The following is a 17018-nucleotide window of genomic DNA, read 5'->3' on the forward strand; positions in this document are numbered from 1 at the left end:
GTGGTTTTAAAGTTCTTTTTCCATTTGCATCGCACGCGCAATACACGCATCCATTGCATCGCCAACGGTTTTAGTTAAGCCTTCATCTTTTAAGTGCTCAACAGCTGCATGAGTCGTACCGCCTTTAGATGTTACGTTTGAACGTAGTTGCGAAATAGTAATATCAGGTTGGCTAAGTGCCATTTCGGCGGCGCCAAGGGCTGTTTGTTGTACCAGGCGACGAGCGTCTTCATCATTAAAGCCCAGCGCTTTGGCTTTTTCTTCTATGGCTTCCATAAATAAGAAAAAGTAAGCAGGCGAAGAGCCAGTCACAGCAATAATGTCGTTAATTTGAGATTCTTTTTCAACCCATACAACAATGCCAGTGCATTCAAAAACTTGTTGTACAAACTCGTGTTCGCTTTGTGTTTCGCCCGCGCCATATAAACCTGATACACCACGGCCTAATAAAGACGGTGTGTTTGGCATACAGCGTACCATTTTAACGTCTTGACCTAGCATTTCGCGAAGGCGTTTTACAGTTAAGCCCGCAGCAACCGAAATGAACAGTTTGTCGCTAAAATCTACGCCCGAATCTTGAAACGATTTACATAAATCGCCCATCATTTGTGGTTTAACAGACAAAACAATTACATCAGCATCGCGCAGGGCTTCGTTATTGTCACTGGTGGTTTGCACCTTGAAATCGGCTGCTACCTTTGCAAGCTTTTCTTGGTTGCGGTTAGTCGCAATAATGTTACTTGCGTTAAAACCGTTTTTTACCATGCCACCAATAATGGCGTAGCTCATATTACCTGTGCCTATAAATGCGATTTTTTTATCTGACATAAATCTGTTATCACCTTTTAAGTTCGTGTTCCAAAAATGTCTGTGCCGACTCTTACCATGGTTGAGCCTGCACTAATGGCAGCTTCAACATCACCGCTCATACCCATCGACAAAGTATCTACTTGAGGATATTGGGTCTTTAGTTTATCAAAGCAAGTTTGTAATTGCTCAAAAGATTGAATTTGCGTATCCAGATCGTCACTTTTAGCCGGAATTGCCATTAAACCGCGAAGTGTTAAGTGCTTACATTGGTTAATAAAGTCGGCAAGTTCAGAAATTTGCCCAACACTACAACCCGATTTGGCTTCTTCTTCGCTTATATTTACTTGAATAAGTATATTAAGAGGCGATTTATCGTCTGGGCGCTGGGAATCTAATCGTTTGGCTATTTTTATACGATCAACACTTTGCACCCAATCAAAGTTGGCAGCCACTAAAGCACTTTTATTTGATTGAATAGGTCCAATGAAATGCCAAATGATATCGCTATATGACTGTAGTTGAGCTATTTTATCTATAGCCTCTTGAACATAAGATTCACCAAATTCGCGCTGGCCATGCTCATAAGCTGCAATAACATCTTCGCTTGGTTTAGTTTTAGACACTGCCAGTAAAGTGACTTCGTTAGTGTTTCGCTGTGCGTTTTTTGCCGCGTCTGCAATTCTAGCGTAGGCGGATGTGAGTCGTTCTGCTATTGTAACCATATATTTATCAGTTAGTTGTGGAGTCATAAATGGATATTACCGAATTATTAGCGTTTAGTGTGCAACACAAAGCATCCGATTTACATTTATCATCGGGTGTTTCACCTATGATACGCGTAGACGGTGATGTTCGCCGCATTAATATACCAGCCCTTGCAGATAAAGACGTAAACAGTCTGGTTTACGATATTATGAACGATAATCAACGCAAGGACTACGAACAAAATCTCGAAGTGGATTTTTCGTTTGAAGTGCCTAATTTAGCACGTTTTCGTGTGAATGCATTTAACTCTAATCGCGGGCCTGCTGCGGTATTTCGTACCATACCAAGTGAAGTGTTAACGCTTGATGATTTAGGTGCGCCAGATATTTTTAAAACAATCTCCGATACCCCACGTGGACTCGTGTTAGTGACAGGCCCAACGGGCTCTGGTAAATCAACAACACTTGCCGCTATGGTCGATTATATAAATCAAAATAAACATCACCATATTCTAACAATCGAAGATCCAATCGAGTTTGTTCACGATAATAAATTAAGCCTTATTAATCAACGTGAAGTACATCGCGATACACATAGCTTTTCAAACGCGCTACGTAGTGCACTGCGTGAAGATCCCGATGTAATATTAGTTGGTGAGTTACGTGATTTAGAAACAATTCGTCTTGCAATGACCGCAGCCGAAACAGGCCACTTAGTGTTTGGCACGCTACATACTACGTCTGCACCAAAAACCATTGACCGTATTATCGATGTATTCCCAGGTGAGGAAAAGTCAATGGTACGTTCAATGTTATCTGAATCTTTGCGTGCTGTTATCTCGCAAACACTGCTTAAAAAGATTGGCGGCGGGCGAGTTGCGGCACACGAAATTATGATTGCAGTACCTGCTATTCGTAACTTGATTCGTGAAGATAAAATTGCACAAATGTACTCGTCTATTCAAACAGGTGCGTCTGTAGGCATGCAAACAATGGATCAATGTTTAACTAATTTAGTTAATCACGGCATTGTTACAAATGCTGCAGCGAAAGAAAAAGCACAAGACAAAACACAATTTGGTGGGTAAGAAACTATTATGGCTTTATCTTTAAACGACTTTTTACTTATCATGATTGAGAAAAAAGGATCTGACTTATTTGTATCGAGTCAGCTACCTGTAAGTGCAAAAATAAACGGTGAGTTAATAGCTCTAAGCGATGATAGGCTTACTGATGAGCAATCGCTTGAGCTAGTTGAATCTGCAATGAGCGAAAAACAAAAAGCAGAGTTTCATACAACAAAAGAATGTAACTTTGCGATTGCCACCGACGAAGGACGTTTCCGTATTTCTGCTTTTTGGCAACGCGATAAAGCAGGTATGGTTATTCGTCGTATTGTGACGCAAATACCTGATGTGAGTGAGCTAGGCCTACCTTCAATTCTTACCGATGTAATTATGTCTAAGCGTGGCCTAGTATTGTTTGTCGGTGGTACTGGCACTGGTAAATCAACCTCTCTAGCTGCACTTATTGGCTACAGAAACCGTAACCAACGTGGTCATATACTGACTATTGAAGATCCGATTGAATTTGTTCATGAGCATCGTAAAAGTATTATTACTCAACGCGAAGTAGGGCTTGATACCGAAAGCTTTGAGTCAGCACTTAAAAGCTCATTGCGCCAAGCGCCCGATGTAATTTTGATTGGTGAAATTCGCTCTCAAGAAACTATGGAATACGCACTAAGCTTTGCCGAAACAGGTCACCTGTGTGTTGCAACACTGCATGCTAATAATGCTAACCAAGCGATTGACCGTATTATGCATTTAGTCCCCAAAGAAAAACACGATAAGCTTAAGTACGATTTAGCACTTAACTTACGCGCTATTGTAGCTCAGCAATTAGTACCGACTGCTGATGGTGAAAGTCGTGTTGCAGCTATTGAAATATTGCTTAACTCACCAATGGTTGCTGAACTGATTAAAAACGGTGATATTGGTGGTATTAAAGAGGCAATGGCTAAATCGAAAGAGATGGGCATGCAAACCTTTGACCAAGCGCTATTTGAGCTGTATAGACAGCAGCGAATTAATTACGCTGATGCACTGCATCATGCTGATTCGCCGAATGATTTACGCTTAATGATTAAACTGCGCAATAACGAACAGCAAGGTGCGGGCTTTTTACAAGGCGTTACTATTGATGGCCTTGACGATAAAAATGGCGATCAATAAACAAACGAATTTTCTATTAAGTATTAATACAAAAAAAGCGCCAATTGGCGCTTTTTTTGTATATAACGAGTTGTTTATACCAACCTGCATAAATCTTTGATCAATTTAACGAATTAAATTGCACTATAACGTCGTTAAAAGTTTTTTATTTAGAACAACTAGATATAAAAACTTTTGCCTAGTTCTAGCGTAATTTTCTTAACGTTAAATAGACCCCATATATAAGCAGATTGGTATTATATAGCAGGCTTATTCACCGTAACTAGACTCAAAAAAACTTTCTAAAATAATAACCGCAGACATATTATCTACGTTACCTTTGCCTAAGTTTTTATAGCCGCCACTTTCAAAAAGTCGCGCTTTAGCATCCGCGGTCGTTAAACGCTCGTCTTGTGTTTGCACAGGAATGCCATAATGATTATGCAATCTGTTGGCAAACTTTTTTGCTTTAAAGGTAACCTCTTGTGACGTTCCATCCATATTTAGTGGTAAGCCAACAACCATTAAGTCAGGCTGCCATTCGGCCACTTGCACAGCAATATGGTCCCAATTAGGAATACCATCTTGTGCTTTTACAGCCTTAAGGCTAGACGCGCTGCCTGTTAGCTCTTGCCCAATAGCAATACCAATACTTTTGGTGCCAAAGTCAAAGCCCATTACAGTGCGTTCGCCTTGCGGCTTAAGCGATTTTTTTGTCATGTGTATCTTGTTTAAGTTTTAAGTAGTTATGCGTGACCAGCTTCAAGGCTGAGTTGGCTAATATCAAAGCCCAACATTGAAACTGCTTTTTCCCACCGTTTTTCAACGGGGGTATTAAAAATGATCTTTGGATCTGCTTCTATGATCAACCAGCTGTTATCAAGTAACTCTTGTTCGAGTTGTCCTTGCTCCCACCCTGAATAACCCAGTGTAATAATAAATTGCTCAGGTGCTTGTGCTGTGGTTAAGCTTGCTAAAACGTCTTTTGAGGTAGTGATCATAATATCGCTACTGAGCTTTTGACTCGCTGAATAACCCGGTTGAGGAGAGTGCAGTACAAAACCACGGTCAGTTTTAACGGGCCCGCCTGCAAACACACTTACTTTTGCTGCGTTTTGAGTTTTGTCGTTATCAATTTCTATTTTATCTAAAAGTTCGCCAACAGTAACATCAATAGGTTGGTTTATTACCAAGCCCATAGCCCCATCTTCATTGTGCTCACAAATATAGGTAACAGCACGTTTAAAAAAAGGGTCTTGCATCGACGGCATCGCGATTAAAAAATGATTTTCTAATGATTGCATAGACTTCACCCTTTTTAGTTAATGAACTTTGAGTATGGCACATACCTTTGTTTTTAAAATTAAAAAAGCACTCTCATACGGTTTAAAGATTAATAGTTAACAACTATATTAAAATTCATGACACGAAAGTGCTTTTAATAACGACAGATAGATGCTTATTTATCTAACTTTCTTTCAATTGCATCAAACAAAATACCTGTAATAGAGATATCATAAGCAGCTTCAATTTCGCGCACGCACGTTGGTGCAGTTACGTTAATTTCAGTTAATTTATCGCCAATAATATCTAAACCTACAAATATTAAGCCTTTTTCTTTAAGCGTTGGCGCAACTGCTTGCGCAATTTTTAAATCAGATTCACTAAGTGGGCGCGCTTCGCCTCGACCGCCAACAGCTAAATTACCGCGTGTCTCACCATTTTGTGGAATACGCGCTAAACAATACGGAATAACCTCGCCATCAATAACCAATACGCGCTTGTCGCCTTGTTTGATCTCTGGGATGTAATTTTGCACCATAGCAAAGCGGCTGCCGTGCTCGGTTAGCGTTTCACAAATTACACCAATGTTGGCATCGTCTTCTCTAAGGCGGAAGATAGATGCGCCGCCCATGCCATCAAGGGGTTTTAAAATAATGTCTTTATGCTCGGCTAAAAACTCACGAATTTGTTTTTGACTGCGTGTAACCAGGGTATCTGGCGTATGTTCGCTAAACCATGCTGTAAATAGCTTTTCGTTAGCATCGCGAAGGCTTTGTGGCTTGTTAATTATTAACGTACCTTCTTGTTCTGCACGTTCTAAAATATAAGTCGCGTAAATGTATTCAGTATCAAAAGGAGGATCTTTACGCATTAAAATCACATCAAGATCGGCAAGCGCTATAGTGGCTTTTTCTTCAAGCTCGTACCATTTTTCTGCATTATTAAACACTTGCGCTTTAGACGCTGAAGCGTACGACTTACCTTTACGAAGAGATAAATCATCCATCTCCATATAATAAATTTCGTAGCCGCGTTCTTGCGCTTGCATCATCATTGCAAAACCGGTGTCTTTTTTGATGTTAAACCCACTAATAGGATCTGAAATAATACCTAACTTAATTGCCATGCGCTGTGCCTTACTATAAATGTTACTGTTTATATGAGGGTGCTTTTAGTTATTTCAATTAGCTAAATCGCCAAATTGAAGTTGTAATGCACTTAAGACCGTTAAAGCGGCTGTTTCCGTTCGTAAAACGCGCGGGCCTAAGCGAATATCTACAAATTCTAGTTGTTTAGTTAGTGCCATTTCATCGTCGGTAAAGCCGCCTTCTGGGCCGACTAAAAAGCGTACGCCATCTTTAGGTACCGTAATGGTTTTAATGCTGTGCTCAGCACGAGGGTGGAGAGTGAGCTTAATTGCATTGGTTTGTTGTGCAAGCCATTGTTTTAAATCGACAGGAGGATGAATAATTGGCACAAAATTACGCCCAGATTGCTCTGCTGCTGCAATTGCAATTTTTTGCCATTGTTGGTGTTTTTTCTCAAGGCGATCGCCCATTAGTTTCACGCCACAGCGCTGACTAAAAAGTGGGGTGATTTCGGTAATGCCCAGTTCAACTGACTTTTGAATTGTAAAGTCCATTTTATCACCACGGGATACACACTGGCCTAAATGAATTTTAAGCGGAGATTCTACATCGTGGGGATTAAGCTCTAATGGCATTACGACGACTGTTTTTTTTGTTACTTCAATTATTTCACTAAGGTATTCGCCGCCTTCGCCATTAAAAATAGATACATGCTCGCCTACTTTCATGCGCAGCACTCTGCCAATATGCCCTGCAGCATCCTCATCTAAGGTTACAGGGGTGTTTAGGGCAATACTCGATGTTTGATAAATATGAGGAACTCGCATAGTGCGTCACTTACTACTTAGCATAAAAATATATGCTGCTATGGTAAGTAAGCTGGGAGCTGTGCGCAATTATTTATTTTTATTAAGTTGCTCGGCGAGATCTATTAAATCTTGTGGTGTGTGTGCTATATCATGGTGATTTTGCGAAGGTTCGGTTAATGTTTCGTCAGTAACCCGGCTTAGTGTATAGCCTGTATCATCAAGGTTTATTAAAAAGCGTTTTTCATGTAAGGAGTTATAAATAAAGCGTTGTTTATCACTTGCGAGTAAGTAATCGGTATTATTAAAAAGTACTCCGTGTAAATCGTGATGCTCTTTTAGATAGTTAATTAATTCAGAAACGCTGATTTCGTTCTCAAGATCGCAATAACTATAGTCTTTAATAAGCTCGTCAAACATCATTTTTACTAACTGACGGGTATTATTGCCTGCTGCAATAAGCGTACTCGCTTTGGTTTTGCCATTATTAACATAGAATTCGGCAAATGCACGGCTAAATTCGTTGTCTATGTCAATTAACAAATAGTTAGTAGCTTCAAGTGGCATAGAGCTCGGGCCTTGTTACATTTAAGTAATTACCATTATTACTTAAATGCAGACGTTTTAATTGCTGTATTTTTAGTAAAAAGGTCTAAAGAGAAAACATGCTAATAAGTAAATAACCTATAGCACAAAAAACAGCAAACTCTATACATGCTACGCCAATATTATCTTGATGGTCTATTTCAAGAGCTGTATCAATATTTGGTAAAGAGATAACTTTTATAACATACGTTAAGCTGTAGAGTAGTATCCACATTACACCGCAATGCATAACGAGTGTAAATATGTTTTCTACCATTTTACCGTTTTGAAATGCTGCGCTAGATAAACCAGCGTACACAGATAATGCTAAACCGATTGATTTTCCAGCATATCTTATACCTATAGAGGTGTTTTCTAAGTTGAAGTTACTTTGTAGCGAAGCGCCTTGGTTTGCTTTGGCAAAACGATATTCTCGTATTTTACTATCCAGTGCAAACATTCCCTGAAGTGTAAAAAAGCTAACGCAAGCAATAAGTAAGTTACTAAACCCTTGGGTATGTGTCCACGTGTATAAACCAAGTGCAATAATACAGTTGGCGATTAACATGCCCGAATCCACCAGTGCAGCACATACATTTTGCTTTAATATTGCAGCTTCTTCATTAAACCTGTGCAATATCCATTTACGATGAATTAAGTGACCTACCTTAATAAATGTAAATAATAAAATAATAATGACCAAAACTTTTAATGGATTGGATTGCGCGGTGCTTATGCTTATTTCATCAAATAAGAAGGCCATAGTGGCTATGACAACTGATATTTCAGATGCGAAGCTAATACCCATGGCAAAGTTATCGTGCTGCGCAAGTTCATCTTTAAGCGCTTGTTTTGCTTTGATTTGAGTGACAACTCGTAAACTAAAAATAGTTATACAAATAACCGCAAAACTAATAGCAATCGCAATAAAACTAGTGTTAGATAAAGACAAATATGACATGGTGATCCTAATTAAGTGAACCTTTCTAGGTTTTAGTCATTCTAGTACGGTTATTGATGATATAAAAGAGAGGATTGATGAGTAACGTAAAGCAACTTCCTATTCAATTACAAAAACTTGGCTTAGAGCGCTTCGAACAATTATATCCACAGCAAAGTAATGAAAGCGAAGTTATACGATTACTCGCCTTGAGCGACTTTGCCTGGCGCTGTTTAGAATCACAACCAACGTTAAAAGACTGGCTGCTGTGCAAAGATGAAATTCAAAACAGGCATGTTACCTCTCCCTTTGATAGCATTGAACTTAGTGATATTGACGATGCTAAGTGTAATCAAATCTTACGAAAGTACCGCGAAAAATACTGGCTTAAAGTCGCCTTTTTAGATTTATGTTGTAATAACCCTATTGCCGATAGCATTAATTACATAAGCCAACTGGCTGATATGCTAATTGATAGCGCTAACCAATGGGCGCATGCGCAGGTGGCAAAAGTAAATGGTGAGCCGCTTGATGAGCAAAGCCAAGCAATGCCATTAATGGTTTTAGGGATGGGGAAGCTCGGCGGGCAAGAGCTAAATTACTCCTCTGATATTGATCTCATTTTTGCGTATCCGCGCAGTACAAAAACCCAAGGTGGTCGCAGAAGCCTTGAGGCCCAAGTATTTTACACTAAAGTTGCACAAAAGCTCATTGCATCACTTAACCAAGCCACCGGTGACGGGCAGGTATTTAGAGTTGATATGCGCCTACGCCCGTTTGGCGAAAGTGGCCCTTTGGTCATGAGCTTTAATGCTATTGAAGATTACTATCAGGAGCAAGGGCGCGACTGGGAACGCTACGCAATGTTAAAAGGGCGCCTAATTGGCACCCCTAATAAATATTGGGATGAATTTATTAAGCTTTTAAAGCCGTTTGTTTATCGCCGGTATATTGATTTTTCGGTAATTGAATCTTTGCGTAAAATGAAGTTAATGATTGCACAAGAGGTTCGCCGTAAACGCTTAACTAATAATATAAAATTAGGCGCTGGTGGTATTCGTGAAGTTGAATTTATAGTGCAAGCCCTGCAAATGGTACGAGGTGGCCGAGAGGCTAATTTACAAACTCAATCATTACTTAAAGCATTAAATGAGTTGGCACTTAGCCAAGTTATAGATGAGCAAGAAGCAAGTGAGCTTAAGCGCAATTATCTTTATTTGCGAAAAGTTGAGCAGTACTTACAAATATTTGATGATCAACAAACGCAAACACTTCCTGATGATGAATTGAATCAGCAGCGCTTAAATTTATTATTAGAACAAGCGGATTTTGCTGCTACTTTAAGCTCTATTGAAAAAGTGATGAAGCAAGTTAACGGTGAGTTTGCACTTGTCATTGGCGAGGAAACCGCACCACTTGATACTTGTGAAGGCGCATTTATTAGTGCTTGGGATCATGGTGATGTGGGGTTTTTAAAAGAGGCTAGAGATGAATGGCAAACTCCTCTTAACGATTTTAAATTAAGGCTGTCTAAGGTAAACATCGGTAACCGAGGGCGCGACACCCTTGATAAATTAATGCCTGTTTTATTAAGTCAGTTAAATGACTTTAATGCCAGCGAAGCTGCTTTTACGATGGTTTGCCAAATTTTTAATAAAATAATTTCACGCACTGCTTATTTAGAATTACTGTACGAAAACCAAGGTGCGTTAAAGCAACTCGTTTTACTTTGTTGTCATAGCAAATGGATAGGTGAGCATATTTCTCGCTACCCTATATTACTTGATGAGCTAATAGACCCAGCGGTTCTTTATAAACCGACACCATTAACGGCTTATAAAGATGAAATAAGACAGTATTTTTTACGAATAGAGCATGACGATTTAGAACTGCAAATGGAATCGCTTAGGCAATTTAAGCAAACGCATCAATTACGAATTGCAGCTGCAGATGCAACCGGTGTTCTCGATGTAATGAAAGTAAGCGATCACTTAACCGTACTCGCTGAGGCGATTGTTGATCAAGCTGTTAATATTGCATGGCATAACACTGTTAAGCGTTTTGGTATGCCACCTGGCACTGATGATGAAAACAAAGGCTTTGCTGTTATTGCATATGGTAAAACGGGCGGCTTGGAAGTGGGGTATGACTCAGATTTAGATTTGGTGTTTGTGCATAATCATGATGGCTCAAGCCAAACCAATGGTGAAAAACCGATAGATTCTCGCCAGTTTTATTTAAAACTCGCTCAGCGCTTAATGCATTTATTTAATACTCGTACTGCATCGGGTATTTTGTATGAGCTTGATACGCGATTACGCCCTGAAGGTGCATCAGGTTTACTGGCTATCAATCTAGAGAGCTTTAATCACTATCAGCAAACTCAAGCATGGACGTGGGAACATCAAGCACTTGTGCGGGCTCGGTTAATTTTGGGCCAAGACGATCTTATAGATCGTTTTTCACAAATTCGTAAAAATATACTTTGCCAACAGCGCGATCATACAGTCTTAAAAGCAGATGTAATAAAAATGCGCGAAAAAATGCGCGACCATTTAGCGAAAGGAAATACTGAGCAATTTGACTTAAAACAAGATGTTGGTGGTATGGCTGATATTGAGTTTATTACGCAATATTTAGTACTTAAACACGCCAATGAGTTTGAACAGCTTACAGTTTACTCAGATAACGTAAGAATATTAACGGATGCAGCAAATATAGGCTGTATTACTAAAGAGCAAAAACAGCAGTTGATTAAAGCGTATATTGATTATCGCTCGTGTTATCACGTGTTGAGCTTGGATCAAAAAGGCAAGTTGATCTCGCGAGAAGCTTTCTTGCAAGATATTACTAACGTGACGAATATTTGGAATAGTATTTTTGAGTTAAGTTGAACTGTAAACCCAAGCGCTTGCTTGGGTTTTTTGTGCGAGTAAACCTTTAAACCTTTAGTTTTAAACAGTTTGTACGTACAAATTCTGATGGTAACTCTGTAATAACCGCTGCCCGTTGTTTATGGCAAAAGTAAGTATAAACCTCATGCTCAAAGTCGTCATTTATAGCACGACCAATTTGATAAAGTGCTGAAGTAAAGTTGCTGTCTACTCTAAAATGATCTTTAACTACGTAGTCTTTACTTAAATACCAGTAAAGTTCAATGCCTTCATTTTTAGCGTACTGATTGAGTACGTCTTTAAGTGTTGTGCCATTTTCAAAGCGCCTAGGCTCAACTTCTCCAGTCCAATTAGTCGGCATGGGGTCAACTGTTCGCGCACGTTCAGCCAATACTCTATCTAAGGTTTGTTCTGGTGTTTTAAGCTTTAAAACAAATTGATCTCGTTCTGTATCACTTTTTACTTGGTTACGAATGGAGGAGTAAAAACGTGATAATCCTTCGGCGGCTGCATTTTTAGATTTTTTAATATCAAATACAGAACCATCACCCACTAAAAAGTATACGGCGAGTGCAATTAGCACGGCTGCAAATGATAAATGTCTAATCCAAAACCACATGATTATTACCCACCTTATTTGTTCCTATTATTGTTATACCATTACTTTTTATAAAAAGAAGGGGTATTTTTATCAGGTCGAGTTTTAAAGCGACGGTGTAGCCACATATACTGCTCTGGTGCGGCATTAACAGATTGTTCCATTCGTTGATTCACACGCGTTACATCAGCCTTATCATCACCACTAGGGAAGTTTTCAAGCTCTGGTAGTATTTCCAAGTGATATTTACCATTTTCATCTCGGCGAGTTATTAAGCTCATTGTTTCGCAGTTTTTACTACCAGCAAACATAAGAGTACCGGTTGTCGTTGCTGCGTCAGGGACTGCGTAAAATGGAACAAATTCACATCGGTTACGGCCGTAATCTTGATCGGGTAAGTAATAGCATACCTTTTTATTCTTTAATGCTTTTAGTAAGCCTTTTACATCTTTTCGGCCAATTAGGTATTCGTTAGAGCGAAGGCGGCCATTAGTCGTAAAGTATTCCATTAGAGGGTTGTTATGAGGGCGATAAAAGCCAACACCCTGACACTCTAAGCCCATAATACGGCTAGCCATTTCAAGATGCAGAATATGAGGTACAAGCAATAAAACACCTTTACCAGACGCTTGAACACGTTCAAAGTGCTCAAGCCCTTTAAAAGACCCTAATGCTTTTTGTGCTCGCCACTGCGGCCACCACCAGGCCATGCCAGTCTCAACCATTGCAATACCGGTGTTTTCCATATTTTTGAGCACAAGGTCTTTTTGATCTGCTGCGCTCATATCAGGAAAACATAATTTAATGTTAACTTCTGCAATATGGCGACGGCGTTTCATAAATTTATGAACTAAGCGACCAAGCTGTTTACCCATTGCCAATTGTAGTTTTTGCGGTAACCAAGAAATTAAATATAAAAATAGAACGCCAATCCACGTTAACCAGTATCGAGGGCCTAAAAAAGATGCTTTAAAAGGAGATGAGGTGACCACAAAAATATCTCTGAGAATAAAAACGATAGTTTAACGCTAAGCGCTGTAAAATACAAAAAGCCAGCATTTAGCTGGCTTCCAATGTTTTTAACTACATGAATTATGCGATTTAAGCGGCTTTTAAACCTTGGTTTATAGCCACTAAATCTTCACTTGTTAATGTACCCGCAGCTTGCTTTAAGCGAAGGGTAGATAGCACATAACGGTAACGTACATCAGCAAGGTTACGCTTTGCATCGTATAAATTTTGCGTACTTACTAGTACGTCAACAATTGTACGCGTACCTACTTCAAAACCGGCTTCAGTTGCTTTAAGCGCACTTTGAGCTGAAACAACGGCTTGCTCTAGCGCTTTATAAGTAGCGATGTCTGAAACAACTTGATTATATGATGTAATCACTGTGCGAGTTACTGCGCGGTAATTTGTTTCATAGTCTTGGCTAGCACCTACGTAAAACGCACGGGCCTGATTTGTTGCAGCAACCGTTGCGCCACCTGAATATAAAGGTACGCTAAAGTTAAGCCCTACAGAGCTTGAGTCTGACCGTGGCTGATCATCAAAGTTAGCGCCATTTATTTGATTGTCTGTAAGAGAATCACCATAACTTGCACTTAGAGTTAGTTTTGGATAATGGCCCGCTTTCGCTAATTCAATTTGATCTTTTGCAATATCAACTGTTACTTTAGACACTTGTAGATTTATGTTTTTATCTTCAGCTACTTTAACAAAGTCGCTTGAGCGCTTAGTTGGTCTAGTTGTTGAGAAAGTATCTGTATTTAAAAAATCTAATTTTTCGTGATATTTACCTGTAATCTCACGAAGTTGCTCGCGTGCTGTTTCTACAGCATTACCTGCAATAATTTCTTGAGCTACAGAGTTATCGAACTGAGCTTGTGCTTCGTGTACGTCTGTAATAGCCGTTAAGCCTACCGCATAACGTTGTTTTGTTTGCTCAAGTTGACGTTCAATTGCACGTTTTTCAGCTTCAACAAATTCAAGGTTATCGCTTGCACTTAATACGTTAAAATAACCTTCAGCAACGCGTACAATTAAATTTTGTTTAGCTGCATCGTATAGGCCGCTTGCTTGAAGCGCTTGCTTGTCGGCAATATCTAACGTGTTCCAGGCACCTAGATCAAATAATGTTTGGCTTAAGCTTACACCACGAGAGAATTGGTCTGTGTCACTTTCAACTTTCACTTGGTTAGATAAGTCGCCAACGCTTTGATAAGACGTTGCATCGCTTTTTGTATAACTCATAGTCAAACCAATTTGAGGCAGTAGTGTGCTCATCGCCAAATCGCTTTGATAAGACTGTGCATCGGCTTGGGCTTTTGCTTTTAAAACAGTAGGATCGTTAGCTGTCGCTATTTCAAAAACTTGTAGTAAATCTTCAGCTTTCACTGCTGTTGCACCTAGTGCGCATGATAAACTAACTAGCGCCGCAAGAATGTTCTTTTTCATGTGGGGTTCGGTCCTTAGACAATTTTTGTACTAAAAGCATGTTAACCTGTTTTACTGCATAACAAAAAAAATAATTAGTAAAACAGTATGTTCAAGTGTAACAGAATATATTAACGCATTTTAAAGATTTAGATAAGTAGGAGCTAGGTACGTGGTTGATAAAAAACTCGTTCAATTTACACATGAAGATGTAAATTTAAAGCCAATAAAAAACCTTTATAAAGGTTTTTTTCAGGTTGATTTGTACCAGTTTGAACATGCACTATTTGCAGGTGGAAAATCTAAAATAATTAGCCGCGAAATATTAGAGCGTGGTGATGCAATTGCAGTACTCCCTTACGACCCAATATCAGATACTGTTCTTTTAATTGAGCAAATACGTATTGGCGCTATTAAAAGCAAGCATTCGCCGTGGCTGCTAGAATGTATAGCCGGAATGACAGACGGCAGCAAAGATTACGAATCAGTTGTTAAAAAAGAAGCGTATGAAGAAGCTGGACTTGAATTAACTGAACTTGAATTTATGCTTTCATACTTATCAAGCCCCGGTGGTACAACTGAGCGCTTACATTTATATTTAGCGCGTACTGACTTAAGCCAAGTGAAATCAGGTGTATATGGTCTTGAAACTGAAGGAGAGGATATAAAAACTCACATTTTATCAGTTGATGATGCGCTAATGCGCCTCAATAACGGTGAAATGGATAATGCGGCAACGGTTATTTGTATGCAGTGGCTTGCGCTTAATCGCGAAAAAATGGCAAACAAATGGGCATAAACTCTTACTAAAATTATGGCGGTACTTTGACAGCACAATTAGCAACAAAGCGATATATTCAGAGCCTCCCAAAGTATTTAACACTTTGTGAGCATAACTATGTGCGACTATTAAAGTTATTACCGAGCGAGCGCAATTTAGGAAGCATTCGTGAAGTAAAACTTGGCAACAGTGAATTTGCTACAAAAATTGATGGCAGCGCAAAATACACTATGGATATTTCAATTAAGCAGCTAACAGGAATGGTTAAAGGGATAACACCGCTGTATTTAACAGTGCGCTTATATCACGATGCAAAAGTAGCAGAAATTGTTCACCACGATTACCATCAACGCATAAAACCATCATATGGTTACCCTAACCCTAAAATGCATCAAAAAGATGAAAAGTATCAACTTAATGCTTTTTTATACGACTGGTTAGTAGCCTGTGTAGAGCATGGACAAGCGACATTAAATTGGGATGTAAATAATGGCTTGGTTTGATGATTCGTACACATTTGATAAATCATCTTTGTGCATTGCGCATATTACTGACAGCCATTTATTTGCAGACAAAAGCGGTGAGTACTTTGATATAAATACCGCAGCTCATTTTGAACAAGCCTTAGCACACATTGCTGAGCAGCCAATAGACTGCATTATTTTTGGTGGCGATTTAACGCAAGACCATAGCTTTGAATCGTACTTACTATTTAGTGAACTTATAAATGCCAGTGACATAACTTGCCCTGTGTTTTGGGTACCAGGTAATCATGATGAACTCGCGATGCTTAATCGCATAAGTGGTGGGCAAATAAGTCCGGCTAAACATATTATTGCTAATGGGGTTGAGCTACTTCTAGTTAATTCTAAAGGACCTACGCCTGCAGGATGGGTTACTGGTGCGCACTTAGATGAAATAACGGACGTTTTAGTCGACTCTAATAATAGTAAGGTTATATTTTGTCATCACAATCCGCTGCCAATAAATGGCTACCTTGATAAGCACTTATTAGAAAATGGTCCACAGCTTTTAAATATTTTAGTAAACAGTAACAACACATCAGCGCTTTTCCATGGTCATGTTCATAATGATTACCAGCAAAGCTTTAGAGGGTTGCCCATATACGCGACCCCAGCCAGCTCAATACAGTTTGTAAAGCACACTTCACAGTGGGAGCAAAAAAATGCGGGCCCAGCTTACAGAATTCTCAATATAAACAGTAAAAAAGATAAAGTAGAAGTAAAAACGGAAGTGGTATGGCTAAACGCGTAATTTATATTCATGGCTTTAATAGTTCACAAAAATCATATAAAGCTGTGCGCTTTGGTGAGCTTATGGCAAACTATGACGTTGATTATTGTGTACCGAGCTTAAACCACGAGCCCCTACAAGCTATAATTGAGCTTGAGCAATTACTAACGCCAAATACCGTTTTATTAGGTAGCTCGTTAGGTGGTTTTTTTGCCACGTATTTATCGCAGCGTTATCAAATTCCTGCAGTGGTCATAAATCCCGCGGTCGCACCCTATAATTTATTACAGTCGTTACTTGGGCCTAATTATAATCCGTATCAAGATTATCATTACGACCTAAATAACAGTCACATTGAGGCACTTAAATTACTCGCTGTAGATAAATTAGCACACCCTGAGTTACTGTACTTATTACAGCAAACAGGCGATGAAGTGTTGAACTTTCAACACGCGGTAAAATATTATTCACAATGTAAGCAATTGATAGAATTTGGTGGCGATCATAGCTACGTTGAATTTGAACGCACCTTTGCAAGTATTGTAGATTTTCTTAAAATCACGTAAAACTAGTTAACCTGAACAAAGGTTAGTTACTATATTAACGCTTTAGCGCATATAACAAT

General features: G+C 39.2%; 18 protein-coding genes. 7 read left to right on the forward strand and 11 right to left on the reverse strand.

Features of this window, described 5'->3' with window-relative positions; all coding sequences use genetic code 11:
- Positions 1-6: 6 nt before the first annotated feature.
- Positions 7-828, reverse strand: a complete 822-nt coding sequence (proC, locus tag WNY79_RS05350; protein ID WP_024596216.1) for a pyrroline-5-carboxylate reductase — start codon at positions 826-828, stop codon at positions 7-9.
- Positions 829-845: 17 nt separating this feature from the next.
- A complete protein-coding gene (locus WNY79_RS05355; protein WP_024598893.1) occupies positions 846-1559 on the reverse strand; it encodes a YggS family pyridoxal phosphate-dependent enzyme in 714 nt (237 codons plus the stop codon).
- Between the two features lie 2 nt (positions 1560-1561).
- On the opposite strand from WNY79_RS05355, the gene WNY79_RS05360 reads away from it, so the two are divergent.
- Positions 1562-2602, forward strand: a complete 1041-nt coding sequence (locus WNY79_RS05360; protein ID WP_007585408.1) for a type IV pilus twitching motility protein PilT — start codon at positions 1562-1564, stop codon at positions 2600-2602.
- 9 nt (positions 2603-2611) lie between these two features.
- Entirely contained in the window at positions 2612-3748 is a 1137-nt protein-coding gene (locus WNY79_RS05365) for a PilT/PilU family type 4a pilus ATPase (protein WP_024598892.1), read from the forward strand.
- 249 nt (positions 3749-3997) lie between these two features.
- On the opposite strand, the gene ruvX is transcribed toward WNY79_RS05365, so the two are convergent.
- From ruvX to WNY79_RS05395, 6 genes are all read right to left on the reverse strand, one after another.
- Positions 3998-4447, reverse strand: a complete 450-nt coding sequence (ruvX, locus tag WNY79_RS05370; RefSeq protein ID WP_002961947.1) for a Holliday junction resolvase RuvX — start codon at positions 4445-4447, stop codon at positions 3998-4000.
- Positions 4448-4473: 26 nt separating this feature from the next.
- On the reverse strand, positions 4474-5031 hold the full coding sequence (locus WNY79_RS05375) for a YqgE/AlgH family protein (RefSeq protein WP_024598891.1): 558 nt from the start codon (positions 5029-5031) through the stop codon (positions 4474-4476).
- A gap of 155 nt (positions 5032-5186) precedes the next feature.
- Positions 5187-6137 carry a glutathione synthase gene (gene gshB, locus WNY79_RS05380; RefSeq protein ID WP_342875338.1) on the reverse strand — a complete coding sequence of 317 codons (951 nt, stop codon included), beginning with the start codon at positions 6135-6137 and terminating at the stop codon, positions 5187-5189.
- A 54-nt stretch (positions 6138-6191) separates the two neighbouring features.
- Positions 6192-6926, reverse strand: a complete 735-nt coding sequence (rsmE, locus tag WNY79_RS05385) for a 16S rRNA (uracil(1498)-N(3))-methyltransferase (RefSeq protein ID WP_197185499.1) — start codon at positions 6924-6926, stop codon at positions 6192-6194.
- A gap of 69 nt (positions 6927-6995) precedes the next feature.
- The gene (locus tag WNY79_RS05390) at positions 6996-7472 is read right to left on the reverse strand and encodes a hypothetical protein (RefSeq protein ID WP_024596223.1); all 477 of its coding nucleotides are present in this window, start codon (positions 7470-7472) and stop codon (positions 6996-6998) included.
- An 85-nt stretch (positions 7473-7557) separates the two neighbouring features.
- Entirely contained in the window at positions 7558-8451 is an 894-nt protein-coding gene (locus WNY79_RS05395; protein WP_024596224.1) for a hypothetical protein, read from the reverse strand.
- Positions 8452-8528: 77 nt separating this feature from the next.
- Here WNY79_RS05395 and glnE point away from each other — a divergent pair, with 77 nt between their 5' ends.
- Positions 8529-11324 (forward strand): bifunctional [glutamate--ammonia ligase]-adenylyl-L-tyrosine phosphorylase/[glutamate--ammonia-ligase] adenylyltransferase, encoded by a 2796-nt coding sequence (gene glnE, locus WNY79_RS05400; protein ID WP_342875339.1) that lies wholly within the window; start codon positions 8529-8531, stop codon positions 11322-11324.
- Between the two features lie 46 nt (positions 11325-11370).
- Here the strand turns inward: glnE and WNY79_RS05405 are convergent, their stop codons facing one another.
- The 3 genes from WNY79_RS05405 to tolC all read right to left on the reverse strand — a co-directional run bounded on the left by WNY79_RS05405 (position 11371) and on the right by tolC (position 14379).
- On the reverse strand, positions 11371-11943 hold the full coding sequence (locus tag WNY79_RS05405; protein WP_024598887.1) for a toxin co-regulated pilus biosynthesis Q family protein: 573 nt from the start codon (positions 11941-11943) through the stop codon (positions 11371-11373).
- 41 nt (positions 11944-11984) lie between these two features.
- Positions 11985-12914: an LpxL/LpxP family Kdo(2)-lipid IV(A) lauroyl/palmitoleoyl acyltransferase gene (lpxL, locus tag WNY79_RS05410; protein WP_170072458.1), complete on the reverse strand. Its 930-nt coding sequence runs from the start codon at positions 12912-12914 to the stop codon at positions 11985-11987.
- A 109-nt stretch (positions 12915-13023) separates the two neighbouring features.
- Positions 13024-14379 carry an outer membrane channel protein TolC gene (tolC, locus tag WNY79_RS05415; protein ID WP_024598885.1) on the reverse strand — a complete coding sequence of 452 codons (1356 nt, stop codon included), beginning with the start codon at positions 14377-14379 and terminating at the stop codon, positions 13024-13026.
- A gap of 151 nt (positions 14380-14530) precedes the next feature.
- Here tolC and WNY79_RS05420 point away from each other — a divergent pair, with 151 nt between their 5' ends.
- The 4 genes from WNY79_RS05420 to WNY79_RS05435 are packed head-to-tail and all read left to right on the forward strand — an operon-like array spanning position 14531 to position 16959.
- A complete protein-coding gene (locus WNY79_RS05420; RefSeq protein ID WP_024598884.1) occupies positions 14531-15157 on the forward strand; it encodes an NUDIX domain-containing protein in 627 nt (208 codons plus the stop codon).
- Between the two features lie 26 nt (positions 15158-15183).
- On the forward strand, positions 15184-15642 hold the full coding sequence (locus WNY79_RS05425; protein ID WP_024598883.1) for a DUF1249 domain-containing protein: 459 nt from the start codon (positions 15184-15186) through the stop codon (positions 15640-15642).
- On the forward strand, positions 15629-16414 hold the full coding sequence (locus WNY79_RS05430; RefSeq protein ID WP_342875340.1) for a metallophosphoesterase: 786 nt from the start codon (positions 15629-15631) through the stop codon (positions 16412-16414). The genes WNY79_RS05425 and WNY79_RS05430 overlap by 14 nt, the downstream gene beginning before the upstream one ends.
- Positions 16399-16959: a YqiA/YcfP family alpha/beta fold hydrolase gene (locus tag WNY79_RS05435; protein ID WP_024598881.1), complete on the forward strand. Its 561-nt coding sequence runs from the start codon at positions 16399-16401 to the stop codon at positions 16957-16959. Before WNY79_RS05430 ends, WNY79_RS05435 begins: the two co-directional genes overlap by 16 nt.
- Positions 16960-17018: the final 59 nt, after the last annotated feature.

Source organism: Pseudoalteromonas sp. AS84, from assembly GCF_038900255.1.
GTDB lineage: Bacteria > Pseudomonadota > Gammaproteobacteria > Enterobacterales > Alteromonadaceae > Pseudoalteromonas.